At 66.9% G+C, this 17,726-nt stretch carries 17 protein-coding genes; 14 read left to right on the top strand and 3 right to left on the bottom strand.

Annotated elements, in window-relative coordinates; all coding sequences use genetic code 11:
• Window positions 1-28: 28 nt before the first annotated feature.
• On the bottom strand, window positions 29-1,204 hold the full coding sequence (gene pncB / locus AT699_RS07075; protein WP_006389265.1) for a nicotinate phosphoribosyltransferase: 1,176 nt from the start codon (window positions 1,202-1,204) through the stop codon (window positions 29-31).
• 156 nt (window positions 1,205-1,360) lie between these two features.
• On the opposite strand from pncB, the gene fdxA reads away from it, so the two are divergent.
• The 14 genes from fdxA to AT699_RS07005 all read left to right on the top strand — a co-directional run bounded on the left by fdxA (window position 1,361) and on the right by AT699_RS07005 (window position 15,099).
• A complete protein-coding gene (fdxA, locus tag AT699_RS07070; RefSeq protein WP_006389264.1) occupies window positions 1,361-1,684 on the top strand; it encodes a ferredoxin FdxA in 324 nt (107 codons plus the stop codon).
• 46 nt (window positions 1,685-1,730) lie between these two features.
• Window positions 1,731-2,531 (top strand): ferredoxin--NADP reductase, encoded by an 801-nt coding sequence (locus AT699_RS07065; protein WP_020924712.1) that lies wholly within the window; start codon window positions 1,731-1,733, stop codon window positions 2,529-2,531.
• A gap of 236 nt (window positions 2,532-2,767) precedes the next feature.
• Window positions 2,768-3,994, top strand: coding sequence for a polyhydroxyalkanoate depolymerase (locus AT699_RS07060; protein WP_020924714.1), 1,227 nt, complete (start codon window positions 2,768-2,770; stop codon window positions 3,992-3,994).
• Window positions 3,995-4,056: 62 nt separating this feature from the next.
• Window positions 4,057-4,698, top strand: a complete 642-nt coding sequence (gene rsxB / locus AT699_RS07055) for an electron transport complex subunit RsxB (RefSeq protein WP_024068095.1) — start codon at window positions 4,057-4,059, stop codon at window positions 4,696-4,698.
• Complete coding sequence (gene nth, locus AT699_RS07050) at window positions 4,695-5,330, top strand: endonuclease III (RefSeq protein WP_020924716.1); 636 nt, start codon at window positions 4,695-4,697, stop codon at window positions 5,328-5,330. Before rsxB ends, nth begins: the two co-directional genes overlap by 4 nt.
• A gap of 368 nt (window positions 5,331-5,698) precedes the next feature.
• Window positions 5,699-6,472, top strand: coding sequence for an ABC transporter ATP-binding protein (locus tag AT699_RS07045; RefSeq protein ID WP_024068094.1), 774 nt, complete (start codon window positions 5,699-5,701; stop codon window positions 6,470-6,472).
• Window positions 6,469-7,179 (top strand): ABC transporter ATP-binding protein, encoded by a 711-nt coding sequence (locus AT699_RS07040; RefSeq protein ID WP_006389258.1) that lies wholly within the window; start codon window positions 6,469-6,471, stop codon window positions 7,177-7,179. The genes AT699_RS07045 and AT699_RS07040 overlap by 4 nt, the downstream gene beginning before the upstream one ends.
• A 61-nt stretch (window positions 7,180-7,240) precedes the next feature.
• Complete coding sequence (locus AT699_RS07035; RefSeq protein WP_006389257.1) at window positions 7,241-8,455, top strand: ABC transporter substrate-binding protein; 1,215 nt, start codon at window positions 7,241-7,243, stop codon at window positions 8,453-8,455.
• A 98-nt stretch (window positions 8,456-8,553) separates the two neighbouring features.
• Window positions 8,554-9,441, top strand: a complete 888-nt coding sequence (locus AT699_RS07030; protein ID WP_006389256.1) for a branched-chain amino acid ABC transporter permease — start codon at window positions 8,554-8,556, stop codon at window positions 9,439-9,441.
• The gene (locus tag AT699_RS07025) at window positions 9,438-10,421 is read left to right on the top strand and encodes a branched-chain amino acid ABC transporter permease (protein ID WP_006389255.1); all 984 of its coding nucleotides are present in this window, start codon (window positions 9,438-9,440) and stop codon (window positions 10,419-10,421) included. Before AT699_RS07030 ends, AT699_RS07025 begins: the two co-directional genes overlap by 4 nt.
• Window positions 10,422-10,533: 112 nt before the next feature.
• Window positions 10,534-11,544 carry an ABC transporter substrate-binding protein gene (locus tag AT699_RS07020; RefSeq protein ID WP_024068093.1) on the top strand — a complete coding sequence of 337 codons (1,011 nt, stop codon included), beginning with the start codon at window positions 10,534-10,536 and terminating at the stop codon, window positions 11,542-11,544.
• Window positions 11,545-11,616: 72 nt separating this feature from the next.
• The gene (locus tag AT699_RS07015; protein ID WP_006389253.1) at window positions 11,617-12,462 is read left to right on the top strand and encodes a branched-chain amino acid aminotransferase; all 846 of its coding nucleotides are present in this window, start codon (window positions 11,617-11,619) and stop codon (window positions 12,460-12,462) included.
• An 82-nt stretch (window positions 12,463-12,544) separates the two neighbouring features.
• On the top strand, window positions 12,545-14,695 hold the full coding sequence (locus AT699_RS07010; protein ID WP_024068092.1) for a phosphocholine-specific phospholipase C: 2,151 nt from the start codon (window positions 12,545-12,547) through the stop codon (window positions 14,693-14,695).
• Entirely contained in the window at window positions 14,692-15,099 is a 408-nt protein-coding gene (locus AT699_RS07005) for an ASCH domain-containing protein (RefSeq protein WP_049052445.1), read from the top strand. The genes AT699_RS07010 and AT699_RS07005 overlap by 4 nt, the downstream gene beginning before the upstream one ends.
• 22 nt (window positions 15,100-15,121) lie before the next feature.
• On the opposite strand, the gene AT699_RS07000 is transcribed toward AT699_RS07005, so the two are convergent.
• Both AT699_RS07000 and AT699_RS06995 read right to left on the bottom strand, forming a co-directional pair.
• Window positions 15,122-15,886, bottom strand: coding sequence for an ABC transporter ATP-binding protein (locus tag AT699_RS07000; protein WP_006389249.1), 765 nt, complete (start codon window positions 15,884-15,886; stop codon window positions 15,122-15,124).
• Window positions 15,883-17,721, bottom strand: a complete 1,839-nt coding sequence (locus AT699_RS06995; RefSeq protein WP_020924721.1) for a branched-chain amino acid ABC transporter ATP-binding protein/permease — start codon at window positions 17,719-17,721, stop codon at window positions 15,883-15,885. The genes AT699_RS07000 and AT699_RS06995 overlap by 4 nt, the downstream gene beginning before the upstream one ends.
• Between the last annotated feature and the right edge of the window lie 5 nt (window positions 17,722-17,726).

Here is a 17,726-nt window from a genome sequence, read left to right as displayed (position 1 = left end):
GAATGGCGAACTTTACCCTGACCGGGTTTCAGGCGGGCGGCAGCTGGAACACCTGGCGCAGATAGGCCAGGTAGGCCGGATCGTCGCACATGGTCTTCTCGGGCGCGTCGGACACCTTGGCCACCGGCTGGCCATTGCAACGCACCATCTTCATGACGATCTGCAGCGGTTCGTGGCCGAGGTCGTTGGTCAGGTTGGTGCCGATGCCGAATGACACCTTGCAGCGGCCGGCGAACTGGCGCGCCAGCTCGATGGCGCGCGGGAAGGTCAGCGAATCCGAGAACACCAGCGTCTTGGCGCGCGGGTCGACGCGGTTCTTGCGGTAGTGCTCGAGCAAGCGTTCGCCCCAGACGAAGGGATCGCCCGAATCGTGCCGCGCGCCGTCGAACAGCTTGCAGAAATACATGTCGAAGTCGCGCAGGAAGGCGTCCATGCCATAGACGTCCGACAGCGCGATGCCCAGGTCGCCGCGGTATTCCTTGGCCCACACTTCCAGCGCGAACACCTGCGAATCACGCAGCCGCGGACCGAGCGCCTGGCAGGCCTGCAGGTATTCGTGGCCCATGGTGCCCAGCGGCAGGACTTCGTGCTGCTTGGCCAGCAGCACGTTGCTGGTGCCGGCGAAGTGCGGCCCCATCTGGGCCTTCATGGTCGACACGATCTCTTCATGCCAGACCTTGGAGAAGCGGCGGCGGGTGCCGTATTCGGCCACGCGGAAATCGGCCAGCGCCGGATCGTCCAGCACCAGGTGCATCTTGGACTGCAGGCGCTTGCGGCCCTCGGCCCAGTCCGGGTTCTTGCGCGTGTTGCGGAAGTAGACCTCGTTGACGATGGCCAGCACCGGGATCTCGAACAGGATGGTGTGCAGCCAGGGGCCCTTGACCTCGATGCTGATCTCGCCCGGCCCCTCGCCCTCCTCGATGCTGATGCAGCGCTCGGGCAGGTGGAACAATTCGAGGAAATCGACGAAGTCGCTTTTGATGAAACGCAAGCCACCCAGATATTTAAGTTCGTCCTCGGTGAAGCGCAACTGGCACAGCTGGTGCACTTCTTCGCGAATTTCGTCCAGGTAGGGGCGCAGGTTGACCCCCGGAGTCCGGCATTTGTAACGGTACTCGACCTGGGCAGCGGGAAACTGATGCAGCACCACCTGCATCATGCTGAATTTATACAGGTCGGTGTCGAGCAGCGAGGTGATTATCATGATTGCGCGTATCGTTTCGCGACACCATAGCATAGCGGGCCCGGCCGACCCCCCATTGCGCCACGATGTCAACAGGGTATTGGCGGCGTATCGGCCCCGCATTGGGTAAAATTGGCGCAACAAGACACAAATGCCGCCAGCCCGGAGCTCCTGAGAATGACCCACGTAGTCACCGAAAACTGTATCAAGTGCAAGTACACCGATTGCGTCGACGTATGCCCGGTGGACTGTTTTCGTGAGGGTCCGAACTTCCTGGTGATCGACCCCGACGAATGCATCGACTGCGCCGTGTGCATCCCCGAATGCCCGGCCAACGCCATCTACGCCGAGGAAGACGTGCCGCAGGACCAGCTCAACTTCATCGCCCTGAACGCCGAACTCTCGCCCGAGTTCGCCAGCATCAGCCGAGCCAAGAAGCCGCTGCCCGACGCCGACGAATGGAACGGCAAGCAGGACAAGCTGCAATACCTGGAAAAATGATCCGCGAGCGCGCGGCCGCCAGCGGCCCGCGCCGCGCGATGCGCCGATGACCGACGATTCCAAATACACGCGCCAGACCGTCACCCACGTCCATACCTGGGTGCCCGACAAACTGTTCTCGGTGCGCGTCACGCGCGACGACGCGTATGCCTTCCAGCCGGGCCAGTTCGCCCGCGTCGGTCTGCCGGGCGCGGACGACCCCGATGGCCTGCCGACGCTGTGGCGCGCCTATTCGATGGTCTCGGCGCCACACCAGCCCTGGCTGGAGTTCTATTCCATCGTGGTGCCCGAGGGCCTGTTCAGCCCGCGCATGGCGCGGCTGCAGCCCGGCGACGCGCTGTATGTCGAGAAAGCGCCCTACGGCTTCCTGACGCTGGAACGCTTCGCCCCCGGCGGCGACCTCTGGCTGCTGGCCTCCGGCACCGGCCTGTCGGCCTACCTGTCGATCCTGCGCGACCCGGCCGTGTGGCGTGCCTACCGCCGCATCGTCCTGGTGCACGGCGTGCGCACCGCGGCGGAGCTGGCCTACCGCGAGGAAATCGAAGGCTGGCGCAATGACCCGTCCCTGGCGGAGCTGTTCGCGGCCGAGCCGGACAAGCTGACCTACCTGCCGATCGCCACTCGCGAGACGCTGCCCGGCATGCCGCAGGCGCGCCTGACCGCCCTGATCGCCGACGGCGGACTGGAACGCCTGGCCGGCCTGCCGCTGGACCCGGAGCAAGCGAAGATCATGCTCTGCGGCAATCCGGACATGCTGGCCGACGCCCGCAAGCTGCTGGGCGAACGCGGCTTCAAGCCGGGCCGCCGCGGCATCCCCGGCAACCTCGCGGTGGAAAACTACTGGTGAGTCTTCGCCCGGTCCGGATCGGCCCCTCCTGGCCCGTCCGGCCTAGGGCGAAAATCCGCCGTTTTACCCTCCAATGCAACACGATTGCGCCCTAAACTGGTGCGCAAGGGATGACGGGTCGCATTTTTGCAACACAAAATCCGGTTTTCGGGCGCTTTCGTCAGACAAATTGGAAATACCGTTACTCCCCGGCGCAATAATCGGGGCACACGCACGACCCAGAAGGACTTCCCCAAATGCTGTACCAATTGCACGAAATGCAGCGCGCCTTCCTGACTCCGTTCGCTGCATTCACGGATGCCGGTTCCCAGCTGTTCTCCAGCCCTTACAGTCCCCTCGCCTACACCCCGATCTCGCGCCAGATGGCCGCGGGATACGAGCTGATGACGCGCATCGGCAAGGAATACCAGAAACCCGCCTGGAACCTGCCCGCCACGGAAATTGCCGGCAAGCCGGTCCGGGTGACGGAATCGGTCGTGCTGGACAAGCCCTTCTGCCGCCTGGTGCATTTCCATCGCGACGTGCGCCAGACCCCGCAGGACGATCCCAAGGTGCTGCTGGTGGCGCCGCTGTCGGGCCATCACGCCACGCTGCTGCGCGATACCGTGCGCGCCTTGCTGCCCGGCCATGACGTCTACGTCACCGACTGGATCGACGCGCGCATGGTGCCGCTGTCGGCCGGCCCGTTCCACCTGAACGATTACGTGCGCTACGTGCAGGACTTCATCCGCCACCTGGGGCCGGACGTGCACGTGATTTCCGTCTGCCAGCCCACCGTGCCGGTGCTGGCCGCCGTGTCGCTGATGGCCTCGGCCAACGATCCCTGCCAACCGCGCAGCATGGTCATGATGGGCGGCCCGATCGATCCGCGCCAGTCGCCCACGCAGGTGAACCGCCTGGCCACCACCAAGCCCTATTCGTGGTTCGAGAACCAGGTCATCCACCCGGTGCCGCCGCGCTACCCGGGGTCGGGCCGCAAGGTCTACCCGGGCTTCCTGCAGCATGCCGGGTTCATGGCCATGAATCCCGACCGCCACATGAAGTCGCACTACGACTTCTACCTGGATCTGCTGCGCGGCGACGACAGCGACGCCGAGGCCCACCGCCGCTTCTACGACGAATACAACGCCGTGCTGGACATGCCGGCCGAGTTCTACCTGGACACCATCCGCATGGTGTTCCAGGAATTCGCGCTGCCCAACGGCACCTGGGAAGTCGACGGCCAGCTGGTGCGCCCGGCCGACATCAAGAAGGTGGCGCTGTTCACCATCGAGGGCGAGCTGGACGACATCTCCGGCCAGGGCCAGACGCGCGCCGCCATCAAGCTGTGCAAGAACATCCCGGCCGACCGCAAGATGCACTACACCGCCCCCAACTGCGGCCACTACGGGATTTTCTCCGGCCGCCGCTGGCGCGAAATGATCTGTCCTAAAATCGCGGAATTCATCCGGCAATCGGCCTGAGGCCTTTCACCGTCCGTCCACGGGGGCCCTCGCGGGCCCCTTTGCTTTTCCCGTTGTCCGCCATGTCCTGTCGCTCACTCGCCGATCGCATCGACGCCCTGCTGCCCCAGACGCAATGCACCAAGTGCGGCTACGACGGCTGCCTGCCGTATGCCGAGGCCATCGCCGCCGGGGCCGCTCCGATCAACCGCTGCCCGCCGGGCGGCGACGAAGGCATCGCCGCCCTGGCGGCGCTGCTGGAGACCCCCGCCCTGCCGCTGGACGCCAGCCGCGGCGAGCCCGGTCCGCTGCTGGTGGCCCGCATCGACGAGGCGCACTGCATCGGCTGTACGCTGTGCATCCAGGCCTGTCCGGTCGACGCCATCGTCGGCGCCAACAAGCACATGCACACCGTGCTGCCCGACTGGTGCACCGGATGCGACCTGTGCGTGGCGCCGTGTCCGGTGGATTGCATCGAGATGGTCCCCGCCGGCCGCGCCTGGAGCGCCGCTGACGCCGCCGCCGGCCGCCAGCGCCATCGCCACCACCAGGCGCGCATGGAGCGGCTGGCGGCCGACAACGCCCGCCTGATGGCGCCCGAGCCCGCCGCCGCGCCGGCGCCCGCCGCCCCTTCCGATGACGCGCAAGGCGAAGACCGCAAGCGCGCCGCCATTGAATCCGCGCTGGCCCGTGCCCGCGCCCGCCGCAACGCCCCGCGCCCATGAACGCCGCCAAACGCCGAGAGATCTTCGCCCGCCTGCAAGCCGCCAATCCGCAGCCCACCACCGAACTCGAATACGACACGCCCTTCCAGCTGCTGATCGCGGTGCTGCTGTCGGCGCAGGCCACCGATAAGTCGGTGAACATCGCCACGCGCAAGTTCTTCCCGCGTTACGGCACCCCGCAGGCGCTGCTGGCGCTGGGCGAGGAAGGCCTGTCCGATTACATCAAGACCATCGGCCTGTACCGCACCAAGGCCAAGAACGCCATCGCCACCTGCCGCATCCTGATCGAACAGCATGGCGGCGAAGTGCCGCAGACCCGTGAAGCGCTGGAAGCGCTGCCCGGCGTCGGTCGCAAGACCGCCAACGTGGTGCTGAACACGGCCTTCGGCCAGCCCACCATGGCGGTCGACACGCACATTTTCCGGGTCTCGAACCGCACCGGCCTGGCGCCCGGCAAGAACGTGCTGGAAGTCGAACTGAAGCTGGAGAAATTCGTGCCGCGCGAGTATCTGCAGGACGCGCATCACTGGCTGATCCTGCACGGCCGCTATGTGTGCGTGGCGCGCAAGCCGAAATGCCCGCAATGCGGCATTTCGGATCTCTGTGAATTCAAAGCCAAAACTCCCGCCTGAGATCCGCGCCGCCCGCGCGGCGGATTCGCGCGGAAAGTTCGTTCGCGCATGGGCAAATCCGGGTTTTTCCCGATGATTGCAACGATGACGGATTGATGACGGTCAATACGGATTTGCTGCAACGCATTGCATGAGGATATAGGGTTTTCGCCCAGTAGCCATGCGAATTGTCCGCTATCCGACAATTCACCTTTCCGCACCGCAAAACCTATGACAAACCCTCATGGAATTTTGATTCGGAGGTGCGCATACTCGCCGGCAACTCTTATAGAAAACCGTGGCATCGCCATGATTTTCCTTACCCCGCGGGGGGCCCTGCGAATAACGCCGGGCAGGGTCCAAATAAATACAACGCCGGTGCAGCGGACATGGACGACACGATCCTGGAGACAAAAGGCCTCACCAAGGAATTCCGCGGTTTTGTCGCGGTCAATGGGGTCGATTTGCGTATCAAGCGAGGCGAGATTCATGCCTTGATCGGGCCGAACGGCGCGGGCAAGACCACATGCTTCAACCTGCTGACCAAGTTTCTCTCTCCCACCTCGGGAACCATCAAGTTCAATGGCATCGACATCACCGGTGAGCGCCCGGCGCAGATCGCGCGGCGCGGGGTGATCCGCTCGTTCCAGATTTCGGCGGTGTTCCCGCACCTGACCGTGCTCGAGAACGTGCGCATCGGCCTGCAGCGCAAGACCGGGCTGTCGTTCCATTTCTGGCAGAGCACCAAGCGCCTGGCCGCGCTGGACGAGCCGGCCCGCGCCCTGCTCGACCAGGTCGACCTCGGCGCCTTCGCCAACGAGACCACGGTGAACCTGCCGTACGGCCGCAAGCGCGCGCTCGAGATCGCCACCACGCTGGCGATGGAACCGGAGCTGATGCTGCTGGACGAACCCACGCAGGGCATGGGCCACGAAGACGTGGACCGCGTCACGCAGCTGATCAAGCGCGTCAGCGCCGGCCGCACCATCCTGATGGTGGAACACAACATGAACGTGGTGTCCTCGATCGCCAACACCATCACCGTGCTGGCGCGCGGCGCGGTGCTGGCCGAGGGCAACTACGCCGAAGTGTCCCGCCATCCCGCCGTGATGCAGGCCTACATGGGCACCACCGACGGCGAACTCCAAGGAGCGCACGCATGAGTACCCCGGCACTGGAAATCTCGGGCCTGCAGGCCTGGTACGGGGAATCGCATATCCTGCACGGCGTGGATATGCGCGTGGGGCAAGGCGAGGTCGTCACGCTGCTGGGCCGCAACGGCGCCGGCCGTACCACCACGCTGCGGGCCATCCTGGGCCTGACCGGTTCCCGCAAGGGTTCCGTGCGCATCCACGGCACCGAGGCCATCGACCTGCCGACCTACAAGATCGCCCATCTGGGCGTGGGCTATTGCCCCGAGGAACGCGGCATCTTCGCCAGCCTGTCGTGCGAGGAGAACCTGCTGCTGCCGCCCGTGGTGGGCTCGCTCGGCGGCGGCATGTCGCTGGCCGAAATCTACGACATGTTCCCCAACCTGCAGGAACGCCGGCATTCGCCCGGCACGCGCCTGTCGGGCGGTGAACAACAGATGCTGGCGGTGGCGCGCATCCTGCGCACCGGCGCCAACCTGCTGCTGCTGGACGAGATCTCCGAAGGCCTGGCGCCGGTCATCGTGCAGGCGCTGGCCCGCATGATCACGGCCCTCAAGCAGCGTGGCTACACCATCGTCATGGTGGAACAGAATTTCCGCTTCGCGGCGCCGCTGGCCGATCGCTTCTACGTCATGGAGCACGGCCAGATCGTCGAGCATTTCGAAGCCGCCGAACTTTCAGAAAAACAGGACACGCTCAACGAATTGCTGGGCGTCTGAATAACCTGTCATCCGCCGGGTTCCCGGCATCCCATACACCAAAGGGAAGAGGAGTCATCCCATGAAGCTGCACACCATCACTGCTGCACTGGCCATGGCGGGCCTGGGATTCGCCGGGGCGACCGCCCAGGCACAAGGCATCTCCGACGATGTCATCCGCATCGGCTTCATCACCGACATGTCCGGCGTGTATTCCGACATCGATGGCAAGGCGGGCCTGGAAGCGGTCCGCATGGCGATCGAGGACTTCGGCGGCAACGTCAACGGCAAGAAGATCGAGGTGCTGTCGGCGGACCACCAGAACAAGGCCGACGTGGCCTCGGCCCGCGCGCGCGAATGGTTCGACCAGCAGAAGGTCGACGTCATCATCGCCGGCACCAACTCGGCCACCAGCCTGGCCATGGCGGCCGTGGCCGCCGAGAAGAAGAAGCCCTTCATCGCCATCGGCGCGGGCGCTTCGGACCTGACCAATGCCCAATGTTCGCCGTACACCGTGCACTACGCCTATGACACGGTCGCGCTGGCGCGCGGCACCGGTTCGGCGGTGGTGAAGGATGGCGGCAAGAGCTGGTTCTTCCTGACCGCCGACTACGCCTTCGGCCACGCGCTCGAACGCGACACCATGGCCGTGGTCAAGGCCGCCGGCGGCGAGATCAAGGGCCAGGTGCGCGCCCCGCTGGGCGCCTCCGACTTCTCGTCGTTCCTGCTGCAGGCGCAGTCGTCCAAGGCGCAGATCCTGGGCATGGCCAACGCCGGTGGCGACACCATCAACACCATCAAGGCCGCCAACGAATTCGGCGTCACCAAGACCATGAAGATGGCCGGCCTGCTGGTGTTCATCAACGACGTGCACTCGCTGGGCCTGGAAGCCACCAAGGGCATGTACCTGACCGACGGCTGGTACTGGGATCAATCCGACGCCTCGCGCGCCTGGTCCAAGAAGTTCGAGGCCAAGGTCGGCCGCAAGCCGTCCATGCTGCAGGCGGGCGATTACTCGTCCGTCACGTTCTACCTGAACGGCGTGAAGGCCACCGGCACCGACGATGCCGACACCCTCATGAAGTGGATGAAGTCGAACAAGATCAACGACTTCTTCACCCAGGGCGGCTATGTGCGCGAAGACGGCCGCATGATCCACGACATGTACCTGATGCAGGTGAAGACGCCGGCCGAATCCAAGGGCCCGTGGGACTACTACAAGGTCGTGGCCACGCTGCCGGGTGACGAGGTCTACACCAAGCTGTCCGAGTCGACCTGCAAGCTGGTCAAGAAGTAATTCCCGTCGATGCGACCCATTGATGCGACCTGGCCCGCGCGGCCGGGTCGCATCCTGAATTTGCCCGCTTCCCTTCGTACGCGCAGGATTTTTACAAGATGACTGATATTTTCGGCATCCCCATACAGGCCTTGTTCGGCCAGTTGCTGCTGGGACTGGTCAACGGTTCGTTCTACGCCATGCTGTCGCTCGGCCTGGCGGTTATCTTCGGACTGCTGAACGTCATCAACTTCGCGCACGGCGCGCTCTACATGCTGGGCGCCTTCCTGGCCTGGATGGGGCTGTCGTACCTGGGGTTGAATTACTGGGTCATGCTGATCCTGGCGCCGCTGGTGGTCGGATTGTTCGGCATCATCATCGAAAAGCTGTTGCTCAAGCACCTGTACAAGCTCGACCACCTCTACGGGCTGCTGCTGACCTTCGGTTTGACGCTGCTGATCGAAGGCCTGTTCCGCAGCTTCTACGGCGTGTCGGGGCAGCCCTACCCCACGCCCGACGCCCTGCGCGGCGCCACCAACCTGGGCTTCATGGTGCTGCCCAACTACCGCGGCTGGGTGGTGGCGGCATCGGTGGTGGTGTGCCTGGCGACCTGGTTCGTGATCGAACGCACGCGGCTTGGCGCCCTGCTGCGCGCCGGCACCGAGAACCCGCGCCTGGTCGAGGCCTTCGGCGTCAACGTGCCGCGCATGATCACGCTGACCTACGGCTTCGGCGTGGCGCTGGCCGGCTTCGCCGGCGTGCTGGCGGCGCCGGTGCTGCAGATCTCCCCGCTGATGGGGTCCAACCTCATCATCGTGGTGTTCGCGGTGGTCGTGATCGGCGGCATGGGGTCCATCATGGGCGCCATCGTCACCGGCCTGGGCCTGGGCGTGATCGAAGGCCTGACCAAGGTGTTCTGGCCCGAGGCGTCCAGCACGGTCGTCTTCATCATCATGGCCATTGTCCTGTTGCTCCGCCCGGCCGGGCTGTTCGGAAAAGAGAAATGAATCGTCAATTCCTGGGCTATGCGGTCCTGGCCGTCGTGGTGGCCATACTTCCTTTCGTCGGGGTGTATCCGATCTTCGCCATGAAGATCATGTGCTATGCCCTGTTCGCCTGCGCCTTCAACCTGCTGCTGGGCTTTACCGGCCTGCTGTCGTTCGGCCACGCCGCCTTCCTGGGCAGCGCCGCCTACGCGGCCGGCCACGCGCTCAAGGTATGGGGCGTGCCGACCGAGATCGGCCTGCTGTTCGGCGTCGCGGTGGCCGCGCTGCTGGGCCTGGCGATGGGCGCGCTGGCGATCCGCCGCAGCGGCATCTACTTCGCCATGATCACGCTGGCGCTGGCGCAGATGGTGTTCTTCTTCTTCCTGCAGGCCAAGTTCACCGGCGGCGAGGACGGCCTGCAGAGCGTGCCGCGCGGCACGCTGCTGGGCATCATCGACCTGTCCAAGGACCTGAACCTGTACTACCTGGTGATGGGCGTGTTCATCATCGGCTACTTCATCATCTGGCGCACGGTGCATTCGCCGTTCGGCCAGGTGCTGCAGGCGCTGCGCGAGAACGAGCCGCGCGCGATCTCGCTGGGCTACGACGTCGATCGCTTCAAGCTGCTGGCCTTCGTGCTGTCGGCCGCCATCGCCGGCCTGGCGGGCGCCACCAAGACGCTGGTGTTCGTGTCCGCGACCCTGTCGGACGCGACCTGGCAGATGTCGGGCCTGGTGATCCTGATGACGCTGATCGGCGGGCTCGGCACGCTGACCGGGCCTATCCTCGGCGCGTTCATCGTGGTGCTGCTGGAAAACAAGGTCGGCGACTTCGGCCAGATGATGGCCAGCCTGACCGGCGTGGACTGGTTCCTGCGCCTGGGCGAATCGGTGACCATCGTGATCGGCCTGATCTTCGTGATCTGCGTGCTGGCGTTCCGCCGCGGCATCGTCGGCGAGATCGGGGCGCTGATCGAGAAGCGGCGCGCGGCGCGCGCCTGATCCGCGCGGCCGCCGGCCGCATCGCCTGCCTGACCTTCGGGGCCGCTGCACGCGGCCCCGATTGCATGGCGCCTTTACAATGACCGGCACGCAATCAGAAAGGTGCTCCATCATGCGCATGAAGCCTTTGCTCGCCGGCGTCCTGGCCCTGTCCGCCGCCCTGCTCGCGCCCGCCGCGGCCCACGCCGCCAAGCCGGTCTGCGAAGTCGACCGCCCGGTCCGCTTCAGCGGCCTGAACTGGGAATCCAACCTGGTGCTGGCCGGCATCGAACGCTACGTGATGGAACACGGCTACGGCTGCAAGACCAGCGTCGAGATCGGCGAGACGCTGCCCATGCTGGCTGCCCTGCAGCGCGGCGACGTCGACGTCACGCCCGAGGTGTGGCCGGGGCAGATCGAGGTGGCCTGGAAAAAGGCGCTGGCCAGCGGCCGGGTGCAGGGCCTGGGGCATGTCTACGACGCCGGCGAAGGCTGGTACGTGCCGCGTTACACCGTGCAGCGCCATCCCGAGCTGAAATCGGCGGCGGACCTGGCGCGCTTCAAGGACGTCTTCGCCGACCCCGAGGATCCCGGCCGCGGCCGCATCTACGGCTGCCCGGCCGGCTGGGCCTGCGGCACGCTGAACGACAACCTGTTGCGCGCCCTGGGCCTGGAGCGCGACTACAGCCTGTTCGCGCCCGGTTCCGGCGCCGCGCAGAAGGCCGCCATCCTGTCGGCCTACAAGCGCAAGCGCGACATCGTCTTCTACTACTGGACGCCCACCGCGCTGGTCGGCGCGCTCGATCTGGTCAAGCTGGAACTGCCGGCCTTCGACCAGACCGCCTATACCTGCCTGACCGATCCCAAGTGCGCCAAGCCCGTGGCCACCGAATTCAAGCCCAACCCCGTGGTCACCGGTGTCAACAGCGCCTTCGCCAAGGAGGCGCCGCAGTTGGCCGCGTTCCTGGCCAAGCTGACCATTCCCAGCGACGCCATCGACGCCACGCTGGGCTGGCTGGAGAACGAAGGCAAGGAACCCGAAGAGGCGGCGCGCTATTTCCTCAAGCGGTACGGCCCGGTCTGGCGGCAGTGGATGCCGGCCGATGCGGCCGAACGGGTGCAGGCGGCGCTCGACAAGGAGTGAGGCGGTCCGCGCCTCATGTATCCTGACGTTTCGGCGCCGAGATGCGCCAACCTGACACCGAAGGAAACCACCATGGACGCCTTGTTCTGGCACAACGGTCACTGGACCACCGAAAACCCCAAACTGCTCGGCCCCGCCGACCACGCCTTCTGGATGGCCAGCATGGTCTTCGACGGCGCGCGCGCGTTCCGCGGCCTGACGCCCGACCTGGACCTGCACTGCCAACGCGTGGTGCGCTCGGCCGAAAAAATGCTGATGAAGCCGCAGATCAGCTGGCAGGAAATCCAGGCGCTGTGCCTGCAGGCGGTGGCCAAGTTCCCCGAGGGCAGCGAGCTCTACATCAAGCCGATGTTCTTCTGCGCCGACGGCTTCCTGCTGCCAGATGCCGACAAGACCCTGTTCGTGCTGCACGTGTTCAAGGTGCCGATGCCGGGCGACCAGGGCTTTGCCGCCTGCTTCTCCAGCTTCGCGCGTTCCTGGCCCAACATGGCGCCGACCGACGCCAAGGCCTCGTGCCTTTACCCCAACGGCCAGCGCGCCATCCGTGAGGCGATGGACAAGGGCTTCGACAACGCCATCATGCTGGACGGCGCCGGCAACGTCGCCGAGTTCGCTTCCAGCAACCTGTGGATCGCCAAGGACGGCGTGGTTTCGACCCCGGTGGACAACGGCACCTTCCTGAACGGCATCACGCGTCGCCGCGTGCTGGCGCTGCTCAAGGCCGACGGCGTGGAAGTCCAGGAACGCAGCCTGACGCGCGCCGACATCGAAGCCGCCGACGAAGTGTTCTCGTCCGGCAACTACGGCAAGGTGGTGCACGTGAACCGCGTCGAAGACCGCAAGCTGGAATACGGCCCGCTGGCGCGCCGCGCCCACAAGCTGTACATGGACTACGCCGAAAGCACCCGCAAGCAGTAGGCGCCCCGCGGCGCCACGGAACGCGCCGCCCCGTCCGGGACGGCGCCGCATGACAAGGACACCCCGCAAGGACACCCCCCGCATGCAATCCCGACGCGAATTCCTGCGCGGCGGCGCCGCGATCGCCGGCGCCGGCAGCGCCCTGGCGCTGCTGCCCGCCTCCATCCGCCGCGCGCTGGCGATTCCCGCCAACCGCCGCAAGGGCACCATCGAGGACGTCGAGCACATCGTCATCTTCATGCAGGAAAACCGTTCGTTCGACCATTACTTCGGCGGCCTCGCCGGGGTGCGCGGCTTCGGCGACCGCTTTCCCATCCCGGTGCCCGCCAGTCCCGACTTCGAACGCCGCACGGTCTGGGGGCAGTACAACGGCCGTCCCGATGCCGGCGCGCCGCGCAGCGTGCTGCCGTTCCGGCTCGACACCGGCGCGGCCTACGAAGCCATGCGCGTGGCCAGCACGCCGCACACCTGGTCCAACGCCCAGGACGCCTGGGACGCCGGCCGCATGGGCCAATGGCCGGCCGCCAAGAAGAACCATTCGATGGCGTACTACACCGAGGCCGACATGCCGTTCCAGTACGCCATGGCGCGCGCCTTCACCGTGTGCGACGCCTACCACTGCTCGTTCACCGGCGGCACCAATACGAATCGGCTGTTCCTCTGGAGCGGCACCAACGACGGCCTGGGGCGCGGCCACGGGCCGGCGCTGGGCAACACCTACAACAAGCTGGGCGGCGGCGATCCGGCCGGCGCCTACACCTGGACCACCTATCCCGAACGCCTGGAGCGCGCCGGCATCCGCTGGCGCATCTACCAGGACATGGCGGACAACTACTCGCTCAACCCGACCGCGGGCTTCAAGGCCTACCGCGACGCTTACCACGGCGTGCCGGGCTCGCTGGCCGCGCTCAAGGACAAGGCGTTGACCACCCGCGGCCTGGACCTGCTGCGCCAGGACGTGCTCGATGGCACCTTGCCGCAGGTGTCGTGGATCTGCGCCACCAAGGCCGGCTCCGAGCATCCCAGCCCCTCCAGCCCGGCGCAGGGCGCGGACTACACGGCAAGGGTGCTGGACGCGCTGACCGCCAATCCCGAGGTCTGGAGCAAGACCGTCCTCTTGCTGATGTTCGACGAGAACGACGGCTTCTTCGACCACATGCCGCCGCCCGCCCCGCCCTCGCGCGGCCCGGACGGCCGGCTGGCGGGCGCGTCCACCGTGGACACCGCCGGCGAATACCACGAGATCGTCACCGGCGCCGAAAAGGACGATACGGCCGCCCACCTGCACGGCGTCTACGGCCTGGGGCCGCGCGTGCCGATGTACGTGCTGTCGCCCTGGACCAAGGGCGGCTGGGTCAACTCCGAAGTGTTCGACCACACCTCGGTGCTGCGCTTCGTCGAGCGCCGCTTCGGCGTCGCCGAACCCAACATCTCGCCGTGGCGCCGCGCGGTCTGCGGCGACCTGACGTCGATCTTCGATTTCGCCACGCCCGATGGCGCCAACCTGACGCGCGGCCTGCCGGCCACCGCCACGCGCGCGGCGCGGGCCGCCGCGCTGCCGGGCACCATCACCCCGCCCGCGCCCGAACGGCCGGCCCTGGCGCGGCAGGCGGCCGGCACGCGGCCGTCGCGGCCGCTGCCGTATGCCTTGTCGGCGCGGGACCGCGTGGCGGATGAACGCATCATGCTGCGTTTCGACAATACCGGCAGTGCCGGCGCCGTGCTGCACGTCTACGACCGCCAGCGGCTGGAAGACGGCCCGCGCCGCTACACGGTCGAAGCCGGCAAGCACCTGGAGGATGGCTGGCAGGTGACGGGCGACGACGGCCGCTACGATCTGTGGATACTGGGCCCGAACGGCTTTCACCGCCACCTTGCCGGCCGGCTGCGCGCCGATCCCGCGCCCCTGGCGGTCGAAGCCGCCTGCGATGCCGCCGGCCCGACGCTGCGGCTGAAGATCCACAACCCCGGCGGGCTGGCGCGCGGCTTCCAGGTCGAGGCCAACGCCTATGGCCATGCCGGCCACCACGAGCCGGCGCTGGCGCCCGGCCTGGGCGCCACCCTGGCCTGGGACCTGGCCGCCAGCGGCGGCTGGTACGACTTCAGCGTGCGCGCCGACGACGCGCCCGGCTTCATCCGCCGCTTCGCCGGACGCGTCGAGACCGGCGCGCCTTCCATCTCCGACCCCGCGATGGGCGAAGAATTGATCCTGCAATGGACGCCACCCGCATGAAACCGCCCGCCCCCTACCAGGACGCCGTGACCTTCCAATTCGGCGACTCGCCCGAACTGGCCGACGAACTGCTGGCGTTGGTGCTGTCGGGCGCCAAGACCGCCACCTGCGGCGCGCTGCGCGATTTCAACGAGAAGGAGCCGGTGCCCGAGCCGGGCCGGCGCGACGTGGTGCTGGACGGCCGCGGCCGTCCGGCCTGCGCCATCGAGACGATCAGCATCGTGATCCAGCGTTTCGACGAGGTGGACGAGGCCTTCGCCCTGGCCGAGGGCGAAGGGCCCTACGACGCCTGGCGATCCGGACACATCGATTACTTCGACCGCAATGGCGGCTACGCGCCGGACATGCTGCTGGTGTGCGAGCGCTTCCGCGTGGTCGAAGTGTTCAAGCGCGAGGCGGACTGAAGCGCCCGCCTCGCGGCGTGGATCAGGCTTCGGCCTGCTCCGCGCCCTTGCCCAGGCCGAGATAGCTCTCGATCACCTTGGGATCGCCAGCCAGCTCGCGCGCCGGACCGTGCAGGATGACTTCGCCGGTCTCGAGCACGTAGCCGTAGTCGGCCACCTGCAGCGCCGCGCGCGCATTCTGTTCCACCAGCAGGATCGCCACGCCGGTCTCGCGCAGGCGCGCGATGATGTGGAAGATCTCGCGCACGATGCGCGGCGCCAGGCCCAGGCTGGGTTCGTCCAGCATCAGCAGCGCCGGCTTGGCCATCAGCGCGCGGCCGACCGCCAGCATCTGGCGCTCGCCGCCCGAGAGCGTGCCGGCCTGCTGGGCGCGGCGTTCGCGCAGGCGCGGGAACAGGTCGAAGACTTCGTTGAGCGTGTCGCGCCAGCCGCTTTCGCGGGCGCGGTAGCGGCGGAAACCGCCCAGCAGCAGGTTGTCTTCGACCGACATGCTGCCGAACAGCTCGCGCCGCTCGGGCACCAGCGACATGCCGGCGGCGACGCGGCGCTCGACCGGCCAGCTCGACACATCGGTGCCCGCGTACTGCACGGAGCCGGCCGCGTGGCCGGTCTGCGGCAGCGATCCCATCATGGCGTTCAGCATGGTCGACTTGCCGGCGCCGTTGGCGCCGATCACCGTGACGATGCTGCCGGCCGGAACCGTCAGCGTGGCGCCGGCCAGCGCGCCGACCTTGCCATAGCGGGCCGACAAGTTGCTGACTTCGAGAACAGGCTTGGACGTCGTCATTGCACGCCTCCCGCGGACACCGGCTTGGCCTGGTCGGCTTCCGGCAGGTCATCGTCGATGCCGCCCAGGTAGGCTTCCAGCACCGCCGGGTTCTGTTGCACCTCGGCCGGCACGCCTTCGGCCAGCTTGGTGCCGAAATCCATCACCACCAGGTGGTTGGTCAGGCGCATCACAAAATCCATGTCGTGTTCAACCAGCAGAATGCTCATGCCCTCGGCGCGCAGCTGTTCCAGCACGCGAGCCAGGTCCTGCTTTTCCTTGTAGCGCAGGCCGGCGGCCGGCTCGTCCAGCAACAGCAGCACCGGATCGCTGGCCAGGGCCCGCGCGATTTCCAGGATGCGTTGCTGGCCCAGCGCCAGGTTGCCCGCTTGTTCGTACAGGTATTCGCCCAGGCCGACGCGCTTGATCTGCTCGGCGGCCTCATGCAGCAGTTGCGCCTCGCGCGCGCGGTCGGTGTGCAGGGCGCCCGCCCACACGCCCACGTCGGAACGCAGGTGCGCGCCCAGCGCGACGTTTTCCAGCACCGTCATGCCCGGCAGCAACTGCACGTGCTGGAAGGTGCGGCCCACGCCCAGCTTGGCGATCTCGCGCGCCGAACGGCTGTCGATGCGCTCGCCCATGAAGGTGACCTTGCCGCGCGTCACCGGCAGTACACCGCTGATCAGGTTGAAGGTGGTGCTCTTGCCGGCGCCGTTGGGGCCGATCAGGCCCATGATCTCGCCGGAGCGGACCTTGAAGCTGATGTCGTTGACGGCGACCAGGCCGCCGAATTCCTTGCGGATGGCGTCCACTTCCAGCACCACCTGCCCGGCCTGCGGCCGGGCGCGCAGCGGCAACGCCGGCGCCGGCTTGGGCGGAGCCAGGTTGCGGCGCGAGCCGTCGGCGCCGGTGAGGCTGCCCCACCAGCCCGCCAGGATCGGCCAGAGGCCGTTGCGGGCGTATTGCAGCATCAGGATCAGCAGCACGCCGAAGACGATCATCTCGAAGTTGGCGTTGGTGTCCAGCAGCTTGGGCAGCAGGTTCTGCAGCTGGTCCTTGAGCACCAGGATGACGCTGGAGCCGAGCAGCGCGCCCCAGACGTAGCCGGCGCCGCCGACCACGGCCATGAACAGGTACTCGATGCCGTAGTTGATGCCGAACGGGCTGGGGCTGACGGCGCGTTGCATGTGCGCGTAGAGCCAGCCCGAGACGCAGGCCAGCAGCGCCGCCCAGACGAAGATCACGACCTTGTAGGCGGCCGTGTTCACGCCCATCGACTCGGCCATGCCGGCGCCGCTCTTGAGCGCGCGGATGGCGCGGCCCGGACGCGAGTTCAGCAGGTTGCGGGTGGCCCACAGCGCCAGCAGCACGAACACCCAGATCAGGTAGTAGATGTGGCGGCCGCTGGCCAGCGACATGCCGAAGATGCTGATGGGCTCGATGCCGGCGATGCCGTCATGCTTGCCCAGCCAGTCCAGGTTGCCGAACAGGAAGTACAGCGACAGGCCCCAGGCGATGGTGCCCAGCGGCAGGTAGTGGCCCGACAGGCGCAGCGTGATCGCGCCCAGCAGGTACGCCACCACGGCGGTCAGGATCAGGCCGGCGGGCAGCGCCAACCACGGCGACACATCGTATTGCGTGGTCAGATAGGCGGTGGTGTACGCGCCCAGGCCGACGAACGCGGCCTGGCCGAACGAGGTCAGGCCGCCGACGCCGGTCAGCAGCACCAGCCCCAGCACCACCAGGCTGGCCAGCCCGATGTAGTTCAATTGCGTCACCCAGAACTCGGGCGTGACCGGCAGCAGCGGCAGCCCCGCCAGGACGACGATGAAGACGACAAGCAGAATGCGGTTCATGGCGT

This window comes from Achromobacter xylosoxidans, from assembly GCF_001457475.1.
GTDB classification, from domain to species: Bacteria; Pseudomonadota; Gammaproteobacteria; order Burkholderiales; family Burkholderiaceae_B; genus Achromobacter; species Achromobacter xylosoxidans.
The sequence above is the reverse complement of the archived record's forward strand: the minus strand, read 5'-3'. Positions and strand labels throughout refer to the sequence as shown.

Excerpts from the sequence above, each read along its gene's own strand:
- AT699_RS07030 (WP_006389256.1), top strand. The coding sequence starts at position 8,554 with ATGACTGATATTTTCGGCATCCCCATACAGGCCTTGTTCGGCCAGTTG.
- AT699_RS07025 (WP_006389255.1), top strand. The coding sequence starts at position 9,438 with ATGAATCGTCAATTCCTGGGCTATGCGGTCCTGGCCGTCGTGGTGGCC.
- AT699_RS07065 (WP_020924712.1), top strand. The coding sequence starts at position 1,731 with ATGACCGACGATTCCAAATACACGCGCCAGACCGTCACCCACGTCCAT.
- AT699_RS07035 (WP_006389257.1), top strand. The coding sequence starts at position 7,241 with ATGAAGCTGCACACCATCACTGCTGCACTGGCCATGGCGGGCCTGGGA.
- pncB (WP_006389265.1), bottom strand. The coding sequence starts at position 1,204 with ATGATAATCACCTCGCTGCTCGACACCGACCTGTATAAATTCAGCATG.
- fdxA (WP_006389264.1), top strand. The coding sequence starts at position 1,361 with ATGACCCACGTAGTCACCGAAAACTGTATCAAGTGCAAGTACACCGAT.
- AT699_RS07015 (WP_006389253.1), top strand. The coding sequence starts at position 11,617 with ATGGACGCCTTGTTCTGGCACAACGGTCACTGGACCACCGAAAACCCC.
- AT699_RS07005 (WP_049052445.1), top strand. The coding sequence starts at position 14,692 with ATGAAACCGCCCGCCCCCTACCAGGACGCCGTGACCTTCCAATTCGGC.
- nth (WP_020924716.1), top strand. The coding sequence starts at position 4,695 with ATGAACGCCGCCAAACGCCGAGAGATCTTCGCCCGCCTGCAAGCCGCC.
- rsxB (WP_024068095.1), top strand. The coding sequence starts at position 4,057 with ATGTCCTGTCGCTCACTCGCCGATCGCATCGACGCCCTGCTGCCCCAG.
- AT699_RS07000 (WP_006389249.1), bottom strand. The coding sequence starts at position 15,886 with ATGACGACGTCCAAGCCTGTTCTCGAAGTCAGCAACTTGTCGGCCCGC.
- AT699_RS07010 (WP_024068092.1), top strand. The coding sequence starts at position 12,545 with ATGCAATCCCGACGCGAATTCCTGCGCGGCGGCGCCGCGATCGCCGGC.
- AT699_RS07040 (WP_006389258.1), top strand. The coding sequence starts at position 6,469 with ATGAGTACCCCGGCACTGGAAATCTCGGGCCTGCAGGCCTGGTACGGG.
- AT699_RS07020 (WP_024068093.1), top strand. The coding sequence starts at position 10,534 with ATGCGCATGAAGCCTTTGCTCGCCGGCGTCCTGGCCCTGTCCGCCGCC.
- AT699_RS07045 (WP_024068094.1), top strand. The coding sequence starts at position 5,699 with ATGGACGACACGATCCTGGAGACAAAAGGCCTCACCAAGGAATTCCGC.
- AT699_RS06995 (WP_020924721.1), bottom strand. The coding sequence starts at position 17,721 with ATGAACCGCATTCTGCTTGTCGTCTTCATCGTCGTCCTGGCGGGGCTG.
- AT699_RS07060 (WP_020924714.1), top strand. The coding sequence starts at position 2,768 with ATGCTGTACCAATTGCACGAAATGCAGCGCGCCTTCCTGACTCCGTTC.